The organism is Spiroplasma endosymbiont of Dactylopius coccus (assembly GCF_977110965.1).
In genome coordinates this window covers 939,497-963,105 of record NZ_OZ373019.1, presented here as the reverse complement: position 1 = coordinate 963,105, position 23,609 = coordinate 939,497, and the positions used below count along the sequence as shown (strand labels likewise).

Sequence of the window (23,609 nt, the reverse complement as noted above, 5' to 3'; positions counted from 1 at the left end):
TGATACACAGATTTGTTAATAATGCGTTTATCTTGTCGTATTTTAACTACTATGCAATCAAAATAAACAATCGGATAAATACTATCTAATGGTCGATTTTGCCATGCTTTTACATCATCAATAACATCATCAGTAATTTGACTAATAACACTTTCACTAATATCAGCACCATGATATAACTCTTGTAATTGCATTCTAATATCTGATAATCTCATACCTTTTGCATATAAAGAAAGAACTTGTTGATCAAAACCATCAAATCTTCTTTGTCTTTTTGCAACTATTACAGGATTAAAATTACTATTGCGATCTCGTGGTACATCAATCTCAATTTTACCTTGTTGAGTTATTAATTTTTTTGAACTTATACCATTACGAGCATTGTCACTATTACTATGTTGATTCTTATCATATTCTAAATAATTTTGCATCTCAGAATTCAACATTTTTTCTACTAATCTTTTTGTTAATTCTTTATACAAACCTCCCTCTTTAAAAACTGTTGTTAAATCTTCAGTATTTTCTAATAATAAATCTACTGCTTTTGATATTGGATCATTATTATTAATATTTTGCTTTTTAGCCATCTGTAATTCACTCTTTCTAGGTTTATTATAGAATTAATTAAACATAGTTATTTTTGTAAGTTACACAGATTACTAAACATTACCCTAATGTCACTTTGGAATTGCATAATATATGAATTATTACTTGCTCCACCATCAACTTTAATCTTAATTTTTAAATCTTTTAAATCTTTATTTAATTTAACATCTGCTTGCATTGCCAGAATAACATCTTGTGACTGGTAAGCTAATGATTCAATGGTACCTTTAACAATATGTTCACGCTTCGTACCACGTTCTAAACCAAATATAGCGCCACGTGCTGTTGAATCTCAATAAGAACCTGTTTGGGCTTTTAAACATAATTAAACTAAAAAAGGGAATAATTATTTCTAACCTGACAGTTAATTAACATTTTATTTTCTTTGTCATTTTTTTGTTAAAAAGATTTTATCATTTGACAACTTATCGATTAAAAATTTATTTTTCAACTATAAAATAACATTTATGATATTAATTTAATCAAAAATAAGTTAAAAAAGATCCTAAACAGGTTCTAAGGGGCACCCAAACCAACAAAAGCAGGTATTACATAAATACGTTGTTCTTCTTTGGGATCAACAATTTGTGAATATCATAGACTTTCATCGGAACGATATAACATTCGTAATTGATCACGTAAAAATTGAACAGCAGCCCCTGCAATAAAAACTGAACCTTCTAAAGCAAAAACTGGTTCTTCGCCTGATAATTGATAAGCAATAGTCGTTAGTAAACCTTGTTTTGAAAAAAGAGGAGTATTTCCAATGTTCATTAAAATAAAACAACCAGTACCATAAGTATTTTTGATTTCACCAGGTGTTAAACATAATTGACCAAATAATGCAGCTTGTTGATCACCAATTGCAGCAGTAATAGGAATTTCTTGCTCATCATTTTGGAATAACATTCCTTTAGAACCTGTTTGGAATCTTTTAAACATAATTAAACTAAAAAAGGGAATAATTATTTCTAACCTGACAGTTAATTAACATTTTATTTTCTTTGTCATTTTTTTGTTAAAAAGATTTTATCATTTGACAACTTATCGATTAAAAATTTATTTTTCAACTATAAAATAACATTTATGATATTAATTTAATCAAAAATAAGTTAAAAAAGATCCTAAACAGGTTCTTATAAGTAGTTCCAATTTTACCTGAACTGGGAACTACTTCTGGTAACATATTTTTAGGAATATTAAATAATTCTAGTAATTCTTCATCTCATTTTTTAGTATTAATGTTGAATAACATTGTTCGTGAAGCATTTGTAATGTCAATAACATGTTTAGTTTTTTCAACATTATTTTCAATACCATTTGTCATTTTATAAATTAATCAACTATCAATAGTACCAAAAGCTAGTTTTCCTTTTTTTGCTAATTCACGTGCATTTTTAACATTATCTAAAATTCATTTTATTTTAGTAGCAGAAAAATAAGAATCAATTAGTAAGCCGGTTTTTTTATGAATTTTTTCTTTTCATCCTTTTTTTGCTAATTCTTCACAGTAATCTGCTGTTCTGCGATCTTGTCAAACAATAGCGTTATAAATTGGTAACCTGTATCACGATTTCATACTACTGTTGTTTCACGTTGATTAGTAATACCAATTGCTTCAATTTGATTAGATTTAATATTACTTTTATTTAAAGCTTGTTGCATTGTTGTTAATTGATTATTTCAAATTCCAAGTGCATCATGTTCAACTCAACCTGATTGAGGGGGATAATGCTGAGGTATATCAATTTGATGGATACCAGTAATTTTTCCTTCTTTATCAATAATTAAAGTACGACAACTAGATGTACCTTCATCTAATGCCATAATATTTTTTTCTTCTGACATATTATTTATCCTTTCTGTACTTTTATTAAAGTATTTCAATTACTTGAATTAAACCACCAGCAATAATTGCTCCTAAAATTGGTCCAATAACAGGAACTGGAGCATATTTTCAATCAGAACTTCCTTTATTTGCTATTGGTAAAATAGCATGAATAATTCGTGGTCCTAAATCTCGAGCTGGATTAATAGCAAAACCTGTTGGTCCACCAATAGCAAGTCCAATAACCATAACACTAATACCAACAGTCGCAGGTCCAGTAATAAACGCAGAACCACTATTAAATATTTGTGAATTAATAACTAAATTTTTAATACCAATAGTAGCACAAACAATCATAACTAGCATAAATGTTCCAATAATTTCTGTTATAGTATTTCAAATATAACTACGTTCGGCTGGAGCTGTTGCAAAAGTTGCTAAAATTTTATTATTATCTTCAGTAATGTTATATTGTTTAAAATATGCTAAGTAAACAACTAATTGTCCTAACATTGCACCTAAAAATTGAAATAAAATATAAAATGGAATATAAAGGAAGTTTTCCCCAATAAAAGCTGTTTTTTTATTAGCAACTCATAATCAAATAGTAACAGCTGGATTTAAATGTGCTCCTGAAATTCCACTTAACATTGCAGCAATAGCAACAGCAAATCCTCATCCAGTACAAATAACAAGTCAACCGCTATTTTCTCCCTTTGTTTTTTTAATAAAACGTTGGCAACAACACAATTTCCTAGTAAAATTAGGATAAATGTGCCAAATAGTTCACCAATAATTACTTGTGAGACTTCTGGCATAATATTTTCCTCCTTAAATTAAATATTTTTTATCATATTTGCTACTAGTAAAGCAATTGCTGGTGCTGAACTTAGACCTGGTGATTTAATACCAGCAACATTAATAAAGTTAGTATTATTACTAGCAAATTTTATGAAAAAATCATCAGTTTCAACACAAATTGCTCGTGAACCACTAATTACTTTACAAGTTTTATTAATATTTAAAGTTGGAATAATTTTTAGACCAATTTTATTAATAAGTTCAATATCTTCAATTGTAATTAATCTAGTATCACTTTTCGGTACATTTTCATGAGAAGTAGGACCCACCAAGATATGACCATCAAGCATTGGAGCAACTATTACTCCTTTACCATGAATAGTAGGTATCATAAATAGAATGTGATTATTTATAATATGATTTTCGGTTTTTTCAAGAATACAATACTGTCCTCTTCTAGTTTTTAAAGTGAAATCTTGACAATTTATTAACTTTGCAATATCATCAGCATAATGACCAGCAGTATTAATAATATATTTTGAAGTAAAAGTTACTTTTTTTTTGATTATTTAAACAAGTAACTCGAAAACCTGAATTTAATGTTTCAATATTAATTACTTGATGATCAACTTTTAGTTGTCCTCTATTTTTAATCATGCGATTAATTAAAGATTGTGTTAATAATACTGGATCAACAGCATATGAAGCAGAACAAAGTAGTGCACTAGTAACTTTTGGGTTAACATTAGGTTCTAATGAAATTACTTCTTCTCTTGTTAATATTGATAATTCTTTTTAGCAAGACCATTAGTAATACCACGTGCATATAATTTTTGTATTTCTGAGTTTTCTTCTTTGCTAAAAGCAAGTATTAAAGAATCAATTTTTTTTCATGGAAAATCTAAATTTTTAAATCAATCATTTTCATATAATTTTCTGCCCTCTAGATTTAATTTAGCATTTAGTTTTCCTGGTGTTGGATCAAATCCACCATGAATGACTCCAGAATTTCCTTCTGATGTTTCTTGGGCAATTCTTAAATTTTTTTCTAAAATAACTACTTTTAAGTTTCTTTTTGATAATTCATCACTAATAGCAGCACCAATAACACCAACACCAATAGTAATAACATCAAAATCAAATTCCATTACTTTCACCTCTCTCTAAACATCATTAAGAACAAAAGTTCTATCTGTGTATAGTCTAATTATAATATATTTTTTTATTATTAACTTAATTCAAAATATTAGATTAATTTTTAAACATTTTTAAATGAGATTTTATTAAAAAAAATAAGAAAAATTTGTGTTATATTATAAATAACGATATAAATTCAATATCGTTATAATTTTAATGAGTATATATAAAAAGATATCTAATTATTAAAATTGTATTATTTAAAAGGTAGGTATATGAATGAAACAATTATTAATTACTTTAAGTACATTAACAACATTAACTTTAACAAGTAATACTGTTATTAACAGTATTAATGATAATATTGTTAATAACAGTAGCTTAACAAATAAATCATCAATAAAGAATTCTACAAATTCATTATTTAATAATCAATGAAATATTTTAGGTACTAGTGATTGAATTACTAACCAATCAATAACCGATTATAAATTTTACAGTTATGATACTTCAGCATTAAAAAGTTATACTTTTGCCAATGCTCAAAATACTTTTTTAGTAGATACAACAGGTAATCTAGTTTATAATACCAAAGTAATTGTTCCTGATAAAGATAAATCAGATATTGAAAATACAAAACAAGAAATGAATAATACTAAAAAAGTAACTACTATTAAAGATACATATAATCCATATAGTAAAAGTGAATATAGTACTTCTTACTTTAGTGGTGATAATCAAGATTGAAAGTTAATTCAGCAAGGTGGAATTGAAAAACACATTGATATTTCACAACAAACAGGTGGTCATAAAGTTGAGCATAGTGATAATTTAAGTGAAACATTGGGTCTATATTATATTGCTAAAGCAACATTATCTAATAAAATTGATAGAACAATTGCTGAGAAGTTGTCTAATTATTTTATTAGTCAAAGTAGTTTAAAAGGAAAAATTAATAATGAATTAGCTATTAAAATTGTTGATTTAATTGTTGATAATAAAGATATTAATAATTTTATTTATAATCTTCCATTTAATATTAGTGACAAGAACTATTCATTAAACTATATTTTTGATAATAATAATTTAATTGAAATTTATTATAATAAATTTAAAAATGATAATATTACACAAAATGTAAATTTTAATTATACTACTAATTATAATGGAACAGATTCTACAAATGTTTATAATAGTGAGCAAAAAAATATATTTTCAAATTGAACTGACTATGCTAAATCTTGGGATGATTTTACTACTTTATTTCCTAGTATCAGCTTTGATAATAATTCTTTTATTTCTGCTGGTGATTCAAGTCAAAGTACTCAAAAACATAATATTAAAATTAGCACAAAAGATGTAACAGAAGCGATTGATAATTCTGCTAAAATTGATAATATTTTTTCTGTAAGTGGTTTTATGTGACATGCATATATTAATTCATCTGTTTTTATTTGACATGATTCTTCTGGTATTTACATTAAATTTTGAATTGTTGAAGATTCATTTTTTTATAATGATAGTCTTATTTTTTCTATAGTATTAGATAAAGCTACTTTTAATAATTCAATGAATAGTTAGTTTATATTAAAAGAATGCAAATTTGAAAAATATTTATTTAAGTATAAAGGATATTGAATTAAAAATGCTGGTAATTGTCCAGCATTTTTAAAGTTATATTGGTAATGTTTAGTAATCTGTGTAACTTACAAAAATAACTATGTTTAATTAATTCTATAATAAACCTAGAAAGAGTGAATTACAGATGGCTAAAAAGCAAAATATTAATAATAATGATCCAATATCAAAAGCAGTAGATTTATTATTAGAAAATACTGAAGATTTAACAACAGTTTTTAAAGAGGGAGGTTTGTATAAAGAATTAACAAAAAGATTAGTAGAAAAAATGTTGAATTCTGAGATGCAAAATTATTTAGGATATGATAAGAATCAACATAGTAATAGTGACAATGCTCGTAATGGTATAAGTTCAAAAAAATTAATAACTCAACAAGGTAAAATTGAGATTGATGTACCACGAGATCGCAATAGTAATTTTAATCCTGTAATAATTGCAAAAAGACAAAGAAGATTTGATGGTTTTGATCAACAAGTTCTTTCTTTATATGCAAAAGGTATGACATTATCAGATATTAGAATGCAATTACAAGAGTTATATCATGGTGCTGATATTAGTGAAAGTGTTATTAGTCAAATTACTGATGATGTTATTGATGATGTAAAAGCATGGCAAAATCGACCATTAGATAGTATTTATCCGATTGTTTATTTTGATTGCATAGTAGTTAAAATACGACAAGATAAACGCATTATTAACAAATCTGTGTATATAGCTTTAGGAGTTGATTTAGAAGGTAAAAAAGATGTTTTAGGCTTATGAATTAGTGAAAATGAAGGTTCTAAATTTTGATTAGCCAATTTCACAGAAATGAAAAATCGAGGCTTAAATGATATTCTTATTGCTTGTAGTGATAATTTAACAGGAATGTCAGAAGCAATACAATCAGTTTATCCTAAAACAGAACATCAATTATGCATCATTCATCAAATTAGAAATAGTTTGAAATATGTCTCATATAAGCATAGAAAATCTCTAGTTGCAGATTTAAAACCAATTTATACTGCATGTAGTGAAGAACAAGCAATGCAGGCTTTAGAAACATTTGAAAATAAGTGAAATAAACAATATCCTCAAATTGCTAAATCTTGATATAAAAATTGAGAAAATTTGATAGTTTTTATTAGTTATCCAACAGAAATTAAAAGAGTAATTTATACCACAAATGCTATTGAATCTTTTAATAGTCAATTACGAAAAGTTATCAGAAATAAAAAAGTTTTTCCTAATGATATGTCAGTTTTTAAAATATTTTATTTAGCAATTGAAAATATAACAAAAAAATGAACAATGCCCATTCAAAATTGAAATACAGCAATTGCTCATTTTATGATAAAATTTGAAGATAGAATTAATCTTAACTAGTACTTTGTAAAACAAAGATACACAGATTTCTAAAAAGCCTCGTTATATTTGATAATAAACTATATTAGAAAATTAAACTATTATTTATTCAAACTCTGATTTAGGAAATACATATTTATCGATAGCTTTTGCAACACCACCACAAGTATTTTTACTAGTAACATCATATGCTATTTCTTTTAAATTAGGATGAGCATTTTGCATTGCAATACCATATTTAGCCCATTTTATTAATTTATAATCATTCATACCATCACCACAAGCTAGTACTTGCTCAGGAGTAATATTTCATTTTTTGCATAAAAATTGTACAGCAGCAGCTTTATTAACACCAATTGGATTAATTTCGATAACACTATGAGAAGAAGTAGCAAGTTCTAAATCTTTTATAGTATTTAATTGTTCTAAAATTGGATTAACTTGTTTTTTCTTTTTACAAAATAATAAAATTTTATACATACCCTCATCGGTATTCTCATCAATTTGTTTAGTTGGTAGGTTATTAAAATTTTCCATAATTTTAACTTTTAGTGATCTGCGATTAATTAAGCCTGTTTTATTATCGGTACTATATCCTCACATTGCTAAATTATTTTTATTAGCAAATTTAATTATTGTTTGTATTTGTTCTTTTGTTAATGATTTTTCATACAATATATCTAATCTATTATCATTAGTAATATCAAGGATGTTACCACCATTATAACAAATAATATGACCGGTTTTTTCATGCATTAAACATGATTTTGCAATATCAATGGTTGAACTTGGTGCTCTTCCTGTTGCAATAATAACTTTAATATTTTTTTGATATGCTTTTTGAATTGCAATTAGATTTTTAGGATGAATTTTTCATCTACTTTTCAATAAAGTTCCATCTAGATCAAGAACAATTAATTTAATAGCCATTATAAATACCTTATTTTCCTATTTCTTCGATAATATTAGTCATATCTTTTTCAGAAACTAAACCAAAAGTTTTTTTAACTTCTTTTCCTTCTTTATTAAAATAAATTAATGTTGGAATTGATTGGATTTCATAATCTTTTGCTAGTTCTTTAGCTTTGTCAACATCAACTTTAATAAAATTAATATTTTTGTGTTTTTCGTCATTAGCAACATTTTCAAATCTTGGCCCTAACATTTTACAAGGACCACATCATTCTGCTGAAAAATCAATTACTGTTATTTTTTTTGATTGTAAAAGTTGCTCAACTTCTTTTATAGAATTAATATGTTGTATTTTGCTTTCATTATGCATGTGTTCACTACCTTTTCTTTTAATTTATTTTATGGTTTAATTCTATCATTAGTTTTAATTTTTAAAACATTAAACGATAAAATAATTTTTTTAATTTTAGTTATTATTATATAAATATTTATAATTTTTTTAGAATAAATTCATAAGAACCTGTTTAGGATCTTTTTTAACTTATTTTTGATTAAATTAATATCATAAATGTTATTTTATAGTTGAAAAATAAATTTTTAATCGATAAGTTGTCAAATGATAAAATCTTTTTAACAAAAAAATGACAAAGAAAATAAAATGTTAATTAACTGTCAGGTTAGAAATAATTATTCCCTTTTTTAGTTTAATTATGTTTAAAAGATTCCAAACAGGTTCTAAGAAAATTGTAAATTATTTTTTTTAAAATTAAAGAAATATCTTTTCAATTTTAGAATATATCTGTTATAATCTGAAATATATAGGTTAGGACTAAACAATTTATAGGTTAGGACTAAACAATTTGAGAAGGGGATAAATAAATTATTAGTACATTTTATAAAACTGTTTAATAAATAAATGTAAATGAATTTTAAAAGGTGTAGAGTTAATATTTATTTATGGTATTTCAAAAAAATAGTTTGGTAGAGAGTTATTTTTTAATTTTTAATATTATTTATTTTTCCACAAAAACAAAAATTGTAAAAACCTATGTGTTAAAGTATGTTTATATTAAGTTTTTAAGAGCAGGTTATTTGGGTTACTATAATTTATGCATCCTTTTAGAAGGAGAGTAAAAAAAATGTCTGTTTTTAATAGACTTGCATGTGTTTTTAAGCCACCTGCAAAAAAAGAAATTTTTAGTGAAGACTTAAAGCAAGTTAATAAAAAATTTATTATTTTACGTAATCAAGTTTTTGGTTTTAGCATTTTATCATATATTCTTTACTACTTTACTCGTCAAGCGTATACAGTAGCGGGTTCTGCTTTAGAAAGCAATGGTAGCATAACTAAAATGGAGTATGCTTTAATGGGAACAATTTTTGCCGTTGTTTATGGTGGTGCTAAATTTATTGTTGGAAATGTTGCTGACCGTAGTTCAGGAAGAGTAATCATGATTTTTGGATTATTTGTTTCTTCTATTTTAAATATTATTATGGGTGGTGTAGTTGCTTTTGCTGGAACTAAAATTAGTGTTGGCCCATTTGTAATGATGTTGAGTTTGATTGCGATGTTAGCTGTTTTCCAAGGCATGGGCTGACCAGCTACAGCTAGACTATTTTCTCATTGATTTACTGATAAAGAACGTTCGGGACGTATTGGAATTTGAAACTCAGGACAAAATATTGGTGCTGCTTTATTACCGGTTGTTGTTATTTCTTTAGTAACATTACTTGATCCGGGTGGAACAATTTATGGTTTATATTTTTGAATTCCTAGTATTTTTGCTTTAGCTATGATTCCATTATGTTTATTAGGATTGCGTGATCGCCCTGAAGCAGAAGGCTTACCTACTGTTGAAAAATGAAAAGGTGTTCTAGAACATAAAGAAGAAAGAGTAGAACTTAATTGAAAAGAAATTTTTGTAAAATATATTTTAAAAAATAAATTTTTATGAATATTAGCATTTGCTAATATTTGAGTATATGTTGTACGACAAGGACTGGCAGGATGAACATTAATTTTAATGAAAGATATTCATGGCTTAGATTTAAAACACAGTAAATGATTTGCTGCCTGTTTTGAATTATCTGGTTTATTTGGTGGTATTTCTGCAGCATATTTTGCTAAGTGATTTTTTAATAATCGTAAAGCACCATTAATGATATTTGGATTATTGATTGCACTTTGTGGACTAGTTTTATTGCAAGTTGCTCCTCGTGGTAATATGCCTATGCTTATTACTGCTTTAATGATTGCTGGTTTTGGTATTTATATGCCACAAGCGATGATTGGTGCTACTGCTATTGAACTAACAAATAAGAAAGCAGCTGCTACTGCTTCAGGATTTACAGGATTATCTGGTTATTTTCTTGGTGATGCTCTTTTTTCAAAAGTAGTAATTGCTGGTTTTGGTAATGAAAACTGAGATTATGTATTTTATTACTTTTATGGTTGTATTGCTGCTGCTATTATTTCATTAGCTTTACTATGAACAAAAAATCAAGATAATAAAATATTATAAAAATATTATTAGATTAGCACCCTTATTATGGTGCTAATTTTTTTATTTAAAATGATATTTTAATAATAAAATTAATAAAATTTTATTGATTTTCAAAGTTACGGTGTTATAATAAATTTAATTAAGTAACGTTTTTCTTTTATTGTTTGTTTTTATATTTTTTTATGTTAAGATTTGTTTGTTATTAAAATATATAAAAATGATTTTTATAGAAATATAATAGTCATACTGGAAGGTTTTATATATGCAACAAGATTTTTATATTAAAAAGGTTTTTTATGCTTGTTATGTGAAGAATATAGTATTACCTATTTCATTTTTGACTAATATTGGAAATAAAAAAGGTAAATGTTATGTTGGTAATAAGCAGAAATTAAGAAATAGTACTGTTCGTACTAAAACTAATTTAATTCAAAAAGCATTACATAATTTTTATAATAGTAAAATGTTAAGTTTTGTTACTTTAACTTATAAAGATAATATGCAAGATGTTAAAAAAGCAAAAAAAGATATTGGTTTATTTTTTATTAAATTACAAAAATGATGAAATGACCCTAAACGTTTTTCGCATTTAGGAGAATTAAAATATTTTTATGTTTATGAGTATCAATCTCGTGGTGCTATTCATTTTCATATAATTTTCAATAGAAAGATACATAAAAGTATGTTAGCAGAATGATGAACTCATGGTTTTAATGATTTGAAAGTAGTTAAAAGAGGTACAAATGAATTTGTGATTAAATATTTGGGTAAATATGTTACAAAAGCAATAGATGATGTTAAGTCTTTAAATCAAAGTGATGTAGGTGTAAAGGCTTATGCTTTTAGTCGTAATTGTAAAAATCCTATTGTAGTTCGTGGTATTAAGAAATTAACAATTGGAGATATAATTAAAGCAAGTTTTAATGCAACAAATATATTTTATTTTAAATCTCAAAGAGATAGTGAAGGTAATACTGTTATGATTGGTGGCATTATTGAAAGTACTGTTGTTAATGATTATTTTAAAAATTATGAAGATTATGAACGTTATGTATATTTAAGTGCTTTATCGTATAAGCATTATTTACGAACCAGTGAGATTGGTTATTTAATTCAAAGAGATAAAGATGTTTTGACTTGGGTAGAAAAAGTTTTTGGTGATAAGGTTGAAAAAATAGATTTTAAGAAGAAAGTTTTACATTAGAAAAAAAATTTAATTTTTTCTATAATTTTACTTGTATATATATATATATATATATATAATGGTTAATAGTCATTTGTATTACCTTCCAGTATACAGATGACATTTTTGTTGTATTTTTTTAATTTTATGTTATATTATTAATAAGTATAGGTTTTACCCTACTATACTCAATATATGTATTTTTAATACATTACTGGAAGGAATTGAGTTTTTTTATGTTTAAAGTTCAATTAGTTAATATTGAAAAAGGGCGTATTATTCCCGATAAAAATAATAAAGGTCAAACATTGAAGTTTGATGTTTTGAAATTTGTAGAAATAAACAAACAAACGAGTGTACCAACTGGTCAAACACGTGATAAATGATATAATCCAGAATTTGCTAGTGATTTTAATAATTGTTTATCTACTGTTGATTTAAAAGTTGGTAATTTTTATTCACTTGAACTTGATTTAAGCGGTAATATTAAAAGACTTTCTAATTGAAAATAGTTATTTATTAAAAGGGTAATTTTAAATAATTATTAATATGTTAGGAGTTAATTTTAAATTATGGCTAAAAATGATAATTGTTCATGTGAACAAGCATTTCATTTAGCAATTTATATGTGTAAACTTTGTGACCAAGTTATTTGTCCCAAAAGAGTTTTACAAAACTTATATACTAAAAATTATTATTGTCCAAATTGTATATTAGATATTGCTTTAAATAAAGCAATGAGACAACAAGAAAGTAAGTTAAATTATGAGACATAAGTGTAGTGATTGAACTTATGAAAGAGTAGGTTGTGAAATGTGTTACAGAGTTGCTAATGAAATGGAACGAATAAGAAAATAAAAGAAAAAAATAAAAACTAAATAAGGGGCATATATATACTTTTTAGTGTATTTTTGCCCCTTACTCTAATTAGTATAAATATGCTCCTTATTAGTATATAAAGTAAGGAGTTTTATTTATGGAAAAAAGGAAACAGTTTAAATATGACTATATGTTAATTGATAAAGCGTTTAGAGATGCTAGGGAAGATAAGCATTTGCAAGAGATTTTAAAAAGATTAAGTGAAAAATAGAGGAGACAGTAAACATGCCTAATGAGTTAGAACAAACTAGTAATTATACTTTAACTAAAATTTTAAGAACTGGATTAAGTCCATTAAGTGCTATGGTAGGAGTTAGTGCTTATTATGGTCAATATTTAAAAGACCCAATTTTAGGTTCTATTAATTCTTTGTTATTTAGTAAGAAGTTGGCAATTGATATATGAAATATTAATCAAAGACCAACTACTAAAAATAAAGTTATTAATAGTTATAAAAAGATATTTTTAGGATTAGGAACAATTGGTTTAGTTAATTATGCTAAGTTTGTTAATTATGTAGATAAGTCGGTTTTTTTATTAAGAGATGAACCATGTTTTTGACCACCTTGTCCTACACCACCACCAATTCCTACCCCAATACCAACACCTAGTCCAATAGTTAATAAACCTTTTGTAGACTGAGATACTTATATATCTTTAAATAGTTTTGGTATAGCAAATGTTATTAGTGGTTTAACTGAATTAATACCTAATAGATTTGAAATTATACGTAAAATAGCGAATACGGGTACTGGTGGTTGTTTGATTAGTAGTGGTGTTGCTATGGGTATTAATAATAATTTTAATAATTATTTTGCTATTCCTACGATTATTGCCGGTGCAAGTGAGATTATAAATATTTTATTGTTACCGTTAAGAAATACACATAATAATACAGAATTACAAGAAGTATTTACTGATGAAAGAGCAAGATTAATTAATGCTAGTGTTAATGATTATCAAAGTACAAATGACAGTATGGTTGATGTTGATTTAAATGATGATAATATGTCGGAGATTAATTTAGATAGAGCAAGTTTAAATTGGGATTATTCTTATGCTTATACGTTAGGTGGTGTTTAAAATGGATTTTAAGGAGATTGTTAAATATGCTTTATATATTGGTGGGTTTTGCCTTATACTTTGATTTTGTCGTAATTGAATACATGAGTGTATACAGAAATTCAAACATAAAAAACATGTAAAGGAAAAAGAAAATGACCCAGATTGTATTTTTTGTCGTAAAGATTTTGAAAAGAAGAAACGTAAATTAGAAATGGAAAAACAACAAAAAGAATTAGAGAAAGGGGGTGATTAATATGCCTGCTGGATTATCAGCATTATTAAATATGATTGGTGGTGTTGGCCAACAATTATTAAATGCTTTTACTTATATTTTTGGTTGAGTATTTACTACTGGCGATGGTGGAACACTTACAAATTGACCAGTGTTAATTTCAATTGTATTTATGGTTCTTGTATTTATTAAGCAGTTTGTTGGTCATATTATCCATGGAACACATTAGTAATTAGAAAGGAAGTAAGCAAATGGTAAAGTTATTTTTTAGTTTGGTTTTTGTTTTACCTTTATTGGGTAGACTTTTACCAGTTGTTAATACTTTGGTGCAAACTATTTATATGCAGTATTTAAGTTCTTTTGCTGGATTACATACTGTGACACTTTTTATTAAGTCGTTCTTTTATGATAGTTTATACACTTTACCTTTGCCTATTCTTGCTTTAATAAATGTTAGTTTTGTATTTTATTTAATTTTAGGATTATTTAGATTTACAAGACATTAGGATGTGAAATTATGTTTATACCTTTTATTACAACTGTTATGCAATTATTTGCTTCAATTTTTATGAAGTTTTTTAGTTTTCCACTTGGTGATTTAGGTTTTAATTTAGGTACGTTAATGATATTTTTGATTTTGCTTAGATTTGCATTTAGGGTTATTTTACCCGAATTAATGTTACCAACATTAGGTTTAGGTTATGGTGTTAAATTTATTGGTAAATCTGCTGTTGCTATTGGTGGTGGTGCTGGTAAAGATATTGCAAATGCTTATCGTAATGGAGAATCTGGTGTAAAACCAGTTCAACGTTATAAAGGTGGTACTTATTCTTATAAACAAAAAGGTACTGCTGTTGCTCGTACTAGTGGATATGAACAACATTATTATAATCCTAAGTATATTAAGTAGGTGTTATTATGTCTAATTTTGTTTTTAGTATATTGCATTTTATTTTTATATTTTCTAGTAAAGATATTCAAATATTTTTAAATCAACCAAATATTACTGATGAAGTTTATATTTTGTTTAATTTGACTTTTTGGTTGGTATTAGGTGTATTTTTTAATTTTATTTATCGTAGTATTAAATTTGTTTTTAGGTCATTGTTTGGGTAGGTGTTAATTATGAGTGTTTTAGAAATTTACAATAAAATACATCAATGTATAGTTGATTATTGAACTATGTTTATAGGTAGTCCAGTTGACCAATTTACTACTATTTTATGAAATTTAGTAGTTTATGGTACACAGTTTTTTATTGGATTTATTTTGTTTTATGGTTCATGGTGAATTTTAAAATGTTTATTTGGTAAATAATTATGTGATTTAAGTTTGCTAAATTATTTTTTGTTGTAAATACTTCTGTTCAAGCACCAACTAGTTTAATTGCTTCAAATGACCCTAATGTTGTTAATTATGATATTACAAAAGAAATGGTTAAACATGTTAAATATCATAATTTTGATGATTGAGCAACAATACCATGAAATTCTGCTTATTTTGACATTGACCAACCAGATTTAAAATTAGTAAGTGGTGAATTTATTGGAAATGGTGAGGGTATTTATACATGTCGTTATTTTAGTGATACAGTTGGTGTTTTACCACAAGTGGTAAGGATGGGAACTGGTGTTTATACTTTTAATAGAAAACAATTAGATGACTTTTCACGTATTATGTTTAATCATAATTATGTTTCAAATGATAATGTTAATTATTTAGGTTTTCTTAATACTGGTAAAAGTATTATAAATTTTCAAACACAGTTAAATTTTGAAATTGATAAACCTTTAAGTTTTTATATTCAAGGTTTTATGTTTTATTTTTCTTATCATGATTTTAAAACTTTCTCTGCTCATTTTACTTTTAGTTTTTTAGATAATGTTGGTGATACAAAATATGTTTTTAAAGGTAAAGTTGATAATGATATTTATCAGCAAGATTTATATAATTTTGTTACTATGCCTATTCGTGTTCCAAATTTAAGACATTTAACAGTATTTTTTGATATTCATGGTCAATCAATTAGACCAACTTTTTCACCAGATGTTTTTTTTGGTCAAGTTAATATTTTTTCAAGTGAAAATATAACTCCAGTGCCACCAAATAGTCCTTTTAATCCTGAATATGAAAGACCAAGTTGATATGATGTTTTTGGTCATTTACGTAATGCTTTTAGATGAGTACTTTATGGAGTTGTTGGTAAAGTTTTACCAGTTGAACCTTTAAGAGAATTTTTTACTAAACTTGACGGATTATTAAGACGTATTTTTGATGATACTATTAGTTCTGTTTTAAATGTTGATTTTACTAGTGGTTTAGAGCAAGTTTTACTTTATGAGTGTTTTTAAAAGCAGTAGGATTTTTAGTTGGTTAGGAGTTGAAATAATGCCTTGATATGGTTATTTACTTTTAGGAGTTATATTATTAATAATACTTTATCCATTTTTAATAACTAGAAAAAATATAAAGATATTACAACGTGTAGGTAGTTATATTATTTCAGCACCACCACGTACTGGTAAATCCGCTCTTGCTTGTTGTTTAGCACAAAAACATAAAGGTAGAGTAGTAAGTCCTATTCCTATTAAAGTTCGTAATGAATATAGTTATCGTTGTTCTTATGATGATGTTTTTAAATTTAATCAATTAAATAGTAATTATGCTTTTAAAGAGTGTGATATGGTTGTTTTAGATGAGTTAGGTTTGAAAATTAATAGTAATGATTTATCACCCGAATTTAAAGAAACACAAGAAAGTTTAGGAATGTTTTGTAAGTTAATAGGTCATAATTTTAATGGAATTATGTATATGATTGAGCAACACCCCGATAGAATACCAAAGCAAGCACGTGAAAAAGTGGAATATATTGTTCAAGTTAAAAGAATGCGTATTTTGTTATTTTTAGTTAAGTTTAAACTAAATATTTATACTAATGTTGATGATTATAATAAAGTTGTATTATCTAAAAGACAAACAAAGCGAATAATTAAACGTGGTGGATTACCACCTAGTTATAGTGGTGAAACTATGACTTTTAGTTTATGATTTCCTAGGTCTTATTTACAAAGATATAATAGTCGTGCTTTAAATTATATTCATTCGTTAAAGAGTGAATTAAGTATTGTTAAAGACTATGAACAATCACAAGCATTAGATTTTACTGTTGATGATATTAGAGCAGTAGGATTAGATAAGTTGGATAATATATTACAAACTGAAAAGAAAGAAACTGAAAATACTGTATGCCGTACTTGTTATTATAGAAATAAATATTCTAAGAACCTGTTTGGAATCTTTTAAACATAATTAAACTAAAAAAGGGAATAATTATTTCTAACCTGACAGTTAATTAACATTTTATTTTCTTTGTCATTTTTTTGTTAAAAAGATTTTATCATTTGACAACTTATCGATTAAAAATTTATTTTTCAACTATAAAATAACATTTATGATATTAATTTAATCAAAAATAAGTTAAAAAAGATCCTAAACAGGTTTTAAAACAGAACATCAATTATGCATCGTTCATCAAATTAGAAATAGTTTGAAATATGTCTCATATAAGCATAGAAAATCTCTAGTTGCAGATTTAAAACCAATTTATACTGCATGTAGTGAAGAACAAGCAATGCAGGCTTTAGAAACATTTGAAAATAAGTGAAATAAACAATATCCTCAAATTGCTAAATCTTGATATAAAAATTGAGAAAATTTGATAGTTTTTATTAGTTATCCAACAGAAATTAAAAGAGTAATTTATACCACAAATGCTATTGAATCTGTTAATAGTCAATTAAGAAAAGTTATCAGAAATAAAAAAGTTTTTCCTAATGATATGGAAGAATTGAAAATATTTTATTTAGCAATTGAAAATATAACAAAAAAATGAACAATGCCCATTCAAAATTGAAATACAGCAATTGCTCATTTTATGATAAAATTTGAAGATAGAATTAATCTTAACTAGTACTTTGTAAAACAAAGATACACAGATTTCTAAAAGCCTCATTTTATAATCTAATTACGGTGCATTTTTCATTTTAAAATATAAATTTTACTTAACTTCACTAAAGTAGTCATCCATTTTAAAATAATCAATACTATGATCAAAAGTTGATGAATAAATGATTTTAAAATTTAAAGAAATGCGATGTTCTTTATTTAATTCATCAACTTTATTATTTAATTTCTTTTTAATTCTTTTGATATTTCTAATATTACGATCAGTTTCTCTTCTAATATTAAATACAAAAAAACATTTAATTTTGTCAAAAGAAATTTCATGTTTTTTATCAATATTATGTTGAAAACAAATAAAGGTATCAGTAAATTTTCTTGATAAATCATTAATAATGTCTTCATGAAAATGTTTTTGAATTTTAAATTCAATGAATAAAAATTCATTTCTTTTATTATAAGTGATAGCATCAATTGATTTAATACCACGTGAATGACTACAACATAAAAGTTTAAGATTATCACCATCAATTGCATATTCTTCAGAATCTGAAGAATATGTTTTAGAAGCAGTACTATAAGATAACAAACGAAAAGTTTTTTTATTTTTTTTATAAATAAATATTAAATTATTTTTTAATGTCTCATTTAAATTCATATTCGTCTAACTCCCTATATGGATAACTTAAAGCTTCATTAATGTGTTCTAAACTATTCTCTTCAATTATACAAGAATCAAAATTTTTATCTTTGTTAATAAAATTATATTTAAAATTTAAGTTTTTAAAGTCACGACTTGCTAGTGAAGTTATTGTTTCAAGAATATATGGACTATGTGTTGAAATAATTAATTTTAAATTAATTATTTTAGCAATATTTAATAATAGTTTAGTAAATAAATATTGTCATTCTGGATGAATATAGGCTTCGGGTTCATCAATAATTACTAAGTTACCTTCTTTAAAAAAGTCACTTTTAACCATTTCTTTAAATGATTCAATAATTTTTAATCCACGTGAGGAGTTAGCAAGTTTAATAGTAATACCATTCTTAGTTAAACTACCATTTTCAAAGTTAATTTTATTTTCATTACCAAAATAGTTTTCAAGTTCTTGATTAATTTTTTGTTTAATTAATACTAATTTCAAATTACTATACTGTTCAATATTTTTTTGAATATTAATTTTATTTTTAAAATCATCTAAGTAGTGACACTTTTTAAATTTGAAAATGTTATTTAATGATAATTTTAATTTTTCACTCTCTAACATATATGATGATTGTTTTTTACTAAGACTTTCTTCAATCATTAAATTTAAAATTTGGTCAGTATCACTAATATAAGTAGCATCAATTATTGGGTTTTCAATAATATTTTCTAAGTAATTAAACTCATGTTCTAAAGAAAATTTATTTTTTTCATTAATATTAATTGTTAAACTTTTGTTATTGTCTAAACTAAGTTTTAAATAACTATCTTTATTATTATATTTTTTATTTCTTAAGTTTTCACCATGAAAGTTTTCACGAAGAATATTAGCCATTAAATATGAAATGATATCAGTATCTTTATTATTAAATAATTCTAAGGTTTGTAAAATATCATTATTAATAATATTAATTGTATATTTAATAATTTTAATTTTGTAACTATCTTTATTAGTATCTAATTCAATTCTTTGTAATGTTTTGGTAATTAAATCATCATTTATTTTTAGCAATTGATGATAGTCTGTTAATAAATTAATTCAAAAATTATTAAATTTTTCAATTTTATAATTAAAATTTGTTATTCATTTTTGCATAAATGTTTTATTATTTAAATTAATATTATTATAAATAGATTCAATTTCTTTAAATAAAGCACTTTCTTTTTCACTACTATTAAAATTTGTTTCAAGAAAATTACTACCAGTATTTTCAATTTGTGTAAAAGTATCTTCAGCAAAGTTAAAAAAATTCTTAATTATTTCTGACTTAATATCACTAGTAGCAATTTTCACCATTGCAAAAACTAACCTACTTAAGTAACTTTTACCAGTATCATTAACACCAGCAATAATAGTAATATCGCCAATATTTAAAGAAGTATCATTAAAAGGACCAATATTTTTTATTTTTAATTTCATTTATATCACCTATATATCATTTTAAACTATATAAATATAATAACATTTAACATTATTGAAATGTAGAAAAATAATAATAGTAAAAAATAATAAATATAAATTATTAAATTTTAATGAATATAGTAATTGTTGAGGCTTTTTAGAAATCTGTGTATCTTTGTTTTACAAAGTACTAGTTAAGATTAATTCTATCTTCAAATTTTATCATAAAATGAGCAATTGCTGTATTTCAATTTTGAATGGGCATTGTTCATTTTTTTGTTATATTTTCAATTGCTAAATAAAATATTTTCAATTCTTCCATATCATTAGGAAAAACTTTTTTATTTCTGATAACTTTTCGTAATTGACTATTAACAGATTCAATAGCATTTGTGGTATAAATTACTCTTTTAATTTCTGTTGGATAACTAATAAAAACTATCAAATTTTCTCAATTTTTATATCAAGATTTAGCAATTTGAGGATATTGTTTATTTCACTTATTTTCAAATGTTTCTAAAGCCTGCATTGCTTGTTCTTCACTACATGCAGTATAAATTGGTTTTAAATCTGCAACTAGAGATTTTCTATGCTTATATGAGACATATTTCAAACTATTTCTAATTTGATGAACGATGCATAATTGATGTTCTGTTTTAAAACCTGTTTAGGATCTTTTTTAACTTATTTTTGATTAAATTAATATCATAAATGTTATTTTATAGTTGAAAAATAAATTTTTAATCGATAAGTTGTCAAATGATAAAATCTTTTTAACAAAAAAATGACAAAGAAAATAAAATGTTAATTAACTGTCAGGTTAGAAATAATTATTCCCTTTTTTAGTTTAATTATGTTTAAAAGATTCCAAACAGGTTCTTAGGATAAACTGATTGTATTGCTTCTGACATTCCTGTTAAATTATCACTACAAGCAATAAGAATATCATTTAAGCCTCGATTTTTCATTTCTGTGAAATTGGCTAATCAAAATTTAGAACCTTCATTTTCACTAATTCATAAACCTAAAACATCTTTTTTACCTTCTAAATCAACTCCTAAAGCTATATACACAGATTTGTTAATAATGCGTTTATCTTGTCGTATTTTAACTACTATGCAATCAAAATAAACAATCGGATAAATACTATCTAATGGTCGATTTTGCCATGCTTTTACATCATCAATAACATCATCAGTAATTTGACTAATAACACTTTCACTAATATCAGCACCATGATATAACTCTTGTAATTGCATTCTAATATCTGATAATGTCATACCTTTTGCATATAAAGAAAGAACTTGTTGATCAAAACCATCAAATCTTCTTTGTCTTTTTGCAATTATTACAGGATTAAAATTACTATTGCGATCTCGTGGTACATCAATCTCAATTTTACCTTGTTGAGTTATTAATTTTTTTGAACTTATACCATTACGAGCATTGTCACTATTACTATGTTGATTCTTATCATATCCTAAATAATTTTGCATCTCAGAATTCAACATTTTTTCTACTAATCTTTTTGTTAATTCTTTATACAAACCTCCCTCTTTAAAAACTGTTGTTAAATCTTCAGTATTTTCTAATAATAAATCTACTGCTTTTGATATTGGATCATTATTATTAATATTTTGCTTTTTAGCCATCTGTAATTCACTCTTTCTAGGTTTATTATAGAATTAATTAAACATAGTTATTTTTGTAAGTTACACAGATTACTAAACATTACCTATAAAATCAATATGGTGCATTTTATTTTTTATTTTACTAAAATTTTTTTAGTAAACTTTTTTGATTTACTTGTTGTAAGTTTTGTATTATTTACTACTGGTTTTAATTTATCAAAATTAACATTTTTAATATTATTATTTAGTTCTTGATTTTTACAAATTTTATATATTTTTCTTATTCTTTCATTTTTTAACATTGACTTTCTTGCTTTATAAATCTTAAATGCTATAACTGATCCAATTACTCCACCAATTGCATAGGGCATAATTTTAATTAAATTTTCAATTCCTAAAAAAAATGAAGTAATACCGTTATAAAATGATTCAATATTATTACCAATATTATTAAAAAAAGTTTTTATATTATTACCAAAATCTTTAAAGGCGGTTTCAAAATTATGAACAAATGTTTGAAAACCTTCACTAATTTCATTACTCAGAGATTGAAACTCCTTACCTAGATCATTAAAAAAAATTCTACATCATTACTAACAATTTGAAAACCTTCAGTAATTTCATTACCCAGAGATTGAAACTCCTTACCTAGATCATTAAAGACATTACTTGCATCATTGCTAAAAGATTGAAAATTAGTATTTAAATCTTTTGTAAATACTTCAAATTCTGAACTTATATTATCACCAAAATTATTAAAGAAAGTTTCAGTATCATTTCCAAAAGACTGAAACTGTGAACCTAAATCATTAAACAAGTCTTCGATAGGATCAAAATGCATAAGTAATCTTCCTTTAAACTATATCTGATTTTATTATTTGTTTCATTAATGTATATGATATTACATAGAAATAAGAGGTTTTTGGTTTTCTTGTTTATCAGCAACAGGTTTTGAAGATGGACTTATAGACATTAAATTAGCAGCATTTATTACATCTTGAGAAATAGGATTACCCTTATTTAAAGTAGCAAAAGTCATAGGAACAGTAGATAATGTGTTTGCTAATTCTTTTGTAAGAATATCATCGACTGAATTATTTTGAATACTCAATTCTTTTAATTGTTGTTCTTGCTTTTGAAATTTTGCATCTAATTTCATGTTTCGTAATAAAAGTTCTCTCTTTTTTATTGATTCTTCTTTTAATGTTATTTTTTTCAAAATCAGTATACAAACTATTTTCTTTGTTTTGTTCAAATTCTTGTTCTGATTCTTCTTCGGATTCTGAATCTGATGAATTATTTATATTTTCTAATAGCATGTATTGTAATTTTTCTTGTCGTTTTGCTTTTTTTTCAGCAATATTAGCTTTGTAATTTTGTTTTACAACAGATCCAATTATTGCTCCACCAACACCTGAAGAAATTGCAACAGGTATATCAAAAATAGTATTATAATTATTATCAGTAAGTCCTGCACCAAATCCACCTGCTAAAAACCCCAACGTACCACCTATTGTTGGCGCATGATTAATAGCAATTTTCCCTGCTTTTTTTGCTGTACTTTTTGTTTTTAATATCATTTCTTCTTGAATTGCTTTTTGTTTTTTATAATTTTTAAAATTTTTATATTCTTTTTCTGTCATTTGTATATTTTGTATATTTTTAGGCATATCTTTTTATCTTCCTTTCAAATATTTTAATTTAATAAAAATCCTAATATGGAGAAATATCTATATTAGGATTGGACATCTATTAAATTATAATTAGAATTGTAATT

Annotated in this window: 27 protein-coding genes and 6 pseudogenes; 16 read left to right on the top strand and 17 right to left on the bottom strand. The window is 24.8% G+C overall.

Annotated elements, in window-relative coordinates:
- Nucleotides 1–2 precede the first annotated feature (2 nt).
- The 6 genes and pseudogenes from ACXUB0_RS06050 to ACXUB0_RS06025 all read right to left on the bottom strand — a co-directional run.
- Nucleotides 3–587 (bottom strand): annotated as a pseudogene (locus ACXUB0_RS06050) (transposase); the annotation flags it as partial.
- Nucleotides 588–634: 47 nt separating this feature from the next.
- Nucleotides 635–925 (bottom strand): FGGY-family carbohydrate kinase, encoded by a 291-nt coding sequence (locus ACXUB0_RS06045; protein ID WP_458258801.1) that lies wholly within the window; start codon nt 923–925, stop codon nt 635–637.
- Nucleotides 926–1,122: 197 nt separating this feature from the next.
- The gene (locus ACXUB0_RS06040; RefSeq protein WP_458258097.1) at nt 1,123–1,548 is read right to left on the bottom strand and encodes an FGGY-family carbohydrate kinase; all 426 of its coding nucleotides are present in this window, start codon (nt 1,546–1,548) and stop codon (nt 1,123–1,125) included.
- A gap of 178 nt (nt 1,549–1,726) precedes the next feature.
- Nucleotides 1,727–2,454 (bottom strand): annotated as a pseudogene (locus tag ACXUB0_RS06035) (FGGY family carbohydrate kinase); the annotation flags it as partial.
- Nucleotides 2,455–2,479: 25 nt separating this feature from the next.
- A pseudogene (locus ACXUB0_RS06030) lies at nt 2,480–3,252 on the bottom strand (MIP/aquaporin family protein).
- Nucleotides 3,253–3,270: 18 nt separating this feature from the next.
- Nucleotides 3,271–3,765 (bottom strand): FAD-dependent oxidoreductase, encoded by a 495-nt coding sequence (locus ACXUB0_RS06025; protein ID WP_458258800.1) that lies wholly within the window; start codon nt 3,763–3,765, stop codon nt 3,271–3,273.
- Between the two features lie 125 nt (nt 3,766–3,890).
- Here ACXUB0_RS06025 and ACXUB0_RS06020 point away from each other — a divergent pair, with 125 nt between their 5' ends.
- Nucleotides 3,891–4,034, top strand: a complete 144-nt coding sequence (locus ACXUB0_RS06020) for a hypothetical protein (protein WP_458258096.1) — start codon at nt 3,891–3,893, stop codon at nt 4,032–4,034.
- On the opposite strand, the gene ACXUB0_RS06015 is transcribed toward ACXUB0_RS06020, so the two are convergent.
- Nucleotides 4,012–4,383 (bottom strand): FAD-dependent oxidoreductase, encoded by a 372-nt coding sequence (locus tag ACXUB0_RS06015; RefSeq protein WP_458258095.1) that lies wholly within the window; start codon nt 4,381–4,383, stop codon nt 4,012–4,014. The genes ACXUB0_RS06020 and ACXUB0_RS06015 overlap by 23 nt on opposite strands.
- 268 nt (nt 4,384–4,651) lie before the next feature.
- Between ACXUB0_RS06015 and ACXUB0_RS06010 the strand changes: the two genes are divergently transcribed.
- Both ACXUB0_RS06010 and ACXUB0_RS06005 read left to right on the top strand, forming a co-directional pair.
- Nucleotides 4,652–5,953, top strand: coding sequence for a hypothetical protein (locus ACXUB0_RS06010; RefSeq protein ID WP_458258094.1), 1,302 nt, complete (start codon nt 4,652–4,654; stop codon nt 5,951–5,953).
- Nucleotides 5,954–6,137: 184 nt separating this feature from the next.
- Entirely contained in the window at nt 6,138–7,376 is a 1,239-nt protein-coding gene (locus ACXUB0_RS06005; RefSeq protein ID WP_458257543.1) for an IS256 family transposase, read from the top strand.
- 84 nt (nt 7,377–7,460) lie between these two features.
- Here ACXUB0_RS06005 and ACXUB0_RS06000 read toward each other — a convergent pair whose 3' ends face one another.
- The gene (locus tag ACXUB0_RS06000; RefSeq protein WP_458258093.1) at nt 7,461–8,285 is read right to left on the bottom strand and encodes an HAD family hydrolase; all 825 of its coding nucleotides are present in this window, start codon (nt 8,283–8,285) and stop codon (nt 7,461–7,463) included.
- Nucleotides 8,286–8,295: 10 nt separating this feature from the next.
- Nucleotides 8,296–8,637 (bottom strand): thioredoxin, encoded by a 342-nt coding sequence (gene trxA / locus ACXUB0_RS05995; protein WP_199188855.1) that lies wholly within the window; start codon nt 8,635–8,637, stop codon nt 8,296–8,298.
- Between the two features lie 769 nt (nt 8,638–9,406).
- Here trxA and ACXUB0_RS05990 point away from each other — a divergent pair.
- From ACXUB0_RS05990 to ACXUB0_RS05930, 13 genes and pseudogenes are all read left to right on the top strand, one after another.
- A complete protein-coding gene (locus ACXUB0_RS05990) occupies nt 9,407–10,789 on the top strand; it encodes an MFS transporter (protein ID WP_458258092.1) in 1,383 nt (460 codons plus the stop codon).
- Between the two features lie 244 nt (nt 10,790–11,033).
- Nucleotides 11,034–11,975 (top strand): rolling circle replication-associated protein, encoded by a 942-nt coding sequence (locus tag ACXUB0_RS05985; protein WP_458258091.1) that lies wholly within the window; start codon nt 11,034–11,036, stop codon nt 11,973–11,975.
- Nucleotides 11,976–12,190: 215 nt separating this feature from the next.
- Nucleotides 12,191–12,466 (top strand): hypothetical protein, encoded by a 276-nt coding sequence (locus tag ACXUB0_RS05980; protein WP_458257892.1) that lies wholly within the window; start codon nt 12,191–12,193, stop codon nt 12,464–12,466.
- 60 nt (nt 12,467–12,526) lie between these two features.
- Nucleotides 12,527–12,730 (top strand): hypothetical protein, encoded by a 204-nt coding sequence (locus ACXUB0_RS05975; RefSeq protein ID WP_458257735.1) that lies wholly within the window; start codon nt 12,527–12,529, stop codon nt 12,728–12,730.
- 328 nt (nt 12,731–13,058) lie between these two features.
- Complete coding sequence (locus ACXUB0_RS05970) at nt 13,059–13,916, top strand: hypothetical protein (protein ID WP_458258090.1); 858 nt, start codon at nt 13,059–13,061, stop codon at nt 13,914–13,916.
- A gap of 1 nt (nt 13,917) precedes the next feature.
- The gene (locus ACXUB0_RS05965) at nt 13,918–14,151 is read left to right on the top strand and encodes a hypothetical protein (RefSeq protein WP_458257597.1); all 234 of its coding nucleotides are present in this window, start codon (nt 13,918–13,920) and stop codon (nt 14,149–14,151) included.
- 1 nt (nt 14,152) lies between these two features.
- The gene (locus tag ACXUB0_RS05960) at nt 14,153–14,359 is read left to right on the top strand and encodes a hypothetical protein (RefSeq protein WP_174480363.1); all 207 of its coding nucleotides are present in this window, start codon (nt 14,153–14,155) and stop codon (nt 14,357–14,359) included.
- Between the two features lie 22 nt (nt 14,360–14,381).
- The gene (locus ACXUB0_RS05955) at nt 14,382–14,636 is read left to right on the top strand and encodes a hypothetical protein (protein WP_174480864.1); all 255 of its coding nucleotides are present in this window, start codon (nt 14,382–14,384) and stop codon (nt 14,634–14,636) included.
- Nucleotides 14,637–14,647: 11 nt separating this feature from the next.
- Complete coding sequence (locus ACXUB0_RS05950; RefSeq protein ID WP_458257598.1) at nt 14,648–15,040, top strand: hypothetical protein; 393 nt, start codon at nt 14,648–14,650, stop codon at nt 15,038–15,040.
- Nucleotides 15,041–15,255: 215 nt separating this feature from the next.
- The gene (locus ACXUB0_RS05945; protein WP_458257599.1) at nt 15,256–15,447 is read left to right on the top strand and encodes a hypothetical protein; all 192 of its coding nucleotides are present in this window, start codon (nt 15,256–15,258) and stop codon (nt 15,445–15,447) included.
- 2 nt (nt 15,448–15,449) lie between these two features.
- On the top strand, nt 15,450–16,481 hold the full coding sequence (locus tag ACXUB0_RS05940; protein WP_458258089.1) for a hypothetical protein: 1,032 nt from the start codon (nt 15,450–15,452) through the stop codon (nt 16,479–16,481).
- A 37-nt stretch (nt 16,482–16,518) separates the two neighbouring features.
- Nucleotides 16,519–17,433 carry a hypothetical protein gene (locus ACXUB0_RS05935; RefSeq protein ID WP_458258088.1) on the top strand — a complete coding sequence of 305 codons (915 nt, stop codon included), beginning with the start codon at nt 16,519–16,521 and terminating at the stop codon, nt 17,431–17,433.
- A 199-nt stretch (nt 17,434–17,632) separates the two neighbouring features.
- Nucleotides 17,633–18,100, top strand: a pseudogene (locus tag ACXUB0_RS05930) (transposase); the annotation flags it as partial.
- Between the two features lie 87 nt (nt 18,101–18,187).
- Here ACXUB0_RS05930 and ACXUB0_RS05925 read toward each other — a convergent pair.
- The 8 genes and pseudogenes from ACXUB0_RS05925 to ACXUB0_RS05890 form a co-directional block, all read right to left on the bottom strand.
- A complete protein-coding gene (locus ACXUB0_RS05925) occupies nt 18,188–18,748 on the bottom strand; it encodes a hypothetical protein (RefSeq protein WP_458258087.1) in 561 nt (186 codons plus the stop codon).
- The gene (locus ACXUB0_RS05920; protein WP_458258086.1) at nt 18,720–20,219 is read right to left on the bottom strand and encodes an AAA family ATPase; all 1,500 of its coding nucleotides are present in this window, start codon (nt 20,217–20,219) and stop codon (nt 18,720–18,722) included. The genes ACXUB0_RS05925 and ACXUB0_RS05920 overlap by 29 nt, the downstream gene beginning before the upstream one ends.
- A 172-nt stretch (nt 20,220–20,391) precedes the next feature.
- A pseudogene (locus tag ACXUB0_RS05915) lies at nt 20,392–20,859 on the bottom strand (transposase); the annotation flags it as partial.
- A gap of 223 nt (nt 20,860–21,082) precedes the next feature.
- A pseudogene (locus ACXUB0_RS05910) lies at nt 21,083–21,853 on the bottom strand (IS256 family transposase); the annotation flags it as partial.
- A 113-nt stretch (nt 21,854–21,966) separates the two neighbouring features.
- Nucleotides 21,967–22,134, bottom strand: coding sequence for a hypothetical protein (locus ACXUB0_RS05905; protein ID WP_458258085.1), 168 nt, complete (start codon nt 22,132–22,134; stop codon nt 21,967–21,969).
- A gap of 260 nt (nt 22,135–22,394) precedes the next feature.
- On the bottom strand, nt 22,395–22,673 hold the full coding sequence (locus ACXUB0_RS05900) for a hypothetical protein (RefSeq protein WP_338987376.1): 279 nt from the start codon (nt 22,671–22,673) through the stop codon (nt 22,395–22,397).
- A gap of 60 nt (nt 22,674–22,733) precedes the next feature.
- Nucleotides 22,734–22,991: a hypothetical protein gene (locus ACXUB0_RS05895; protein ID WP_338956883.1), complete on the bottom strand. Its 258-nt coding sequence runs from the start codon at nt 22,989–22,991 to the stop codon at nt 22,734–22,736.
- On the bottom strand, nt 22,927–23,502 hold the full coding sequence (locus tag ACXUB0_RS05890) for a hypothetical protein (RefSeq protein ID WP_458258084.1): 576 nt from the start codon (nt 23,500–23,502) through the stop codon (nt 22,927–22,929). The genes ACXUB0_RS05895 and ACXUB0_RS05890 overlap by 65 nt, the downstream gene beginning before the upstream one ends.
- Between the last annotated feature and the right edge of the window lie 107 nt (nt 23,503–23,609).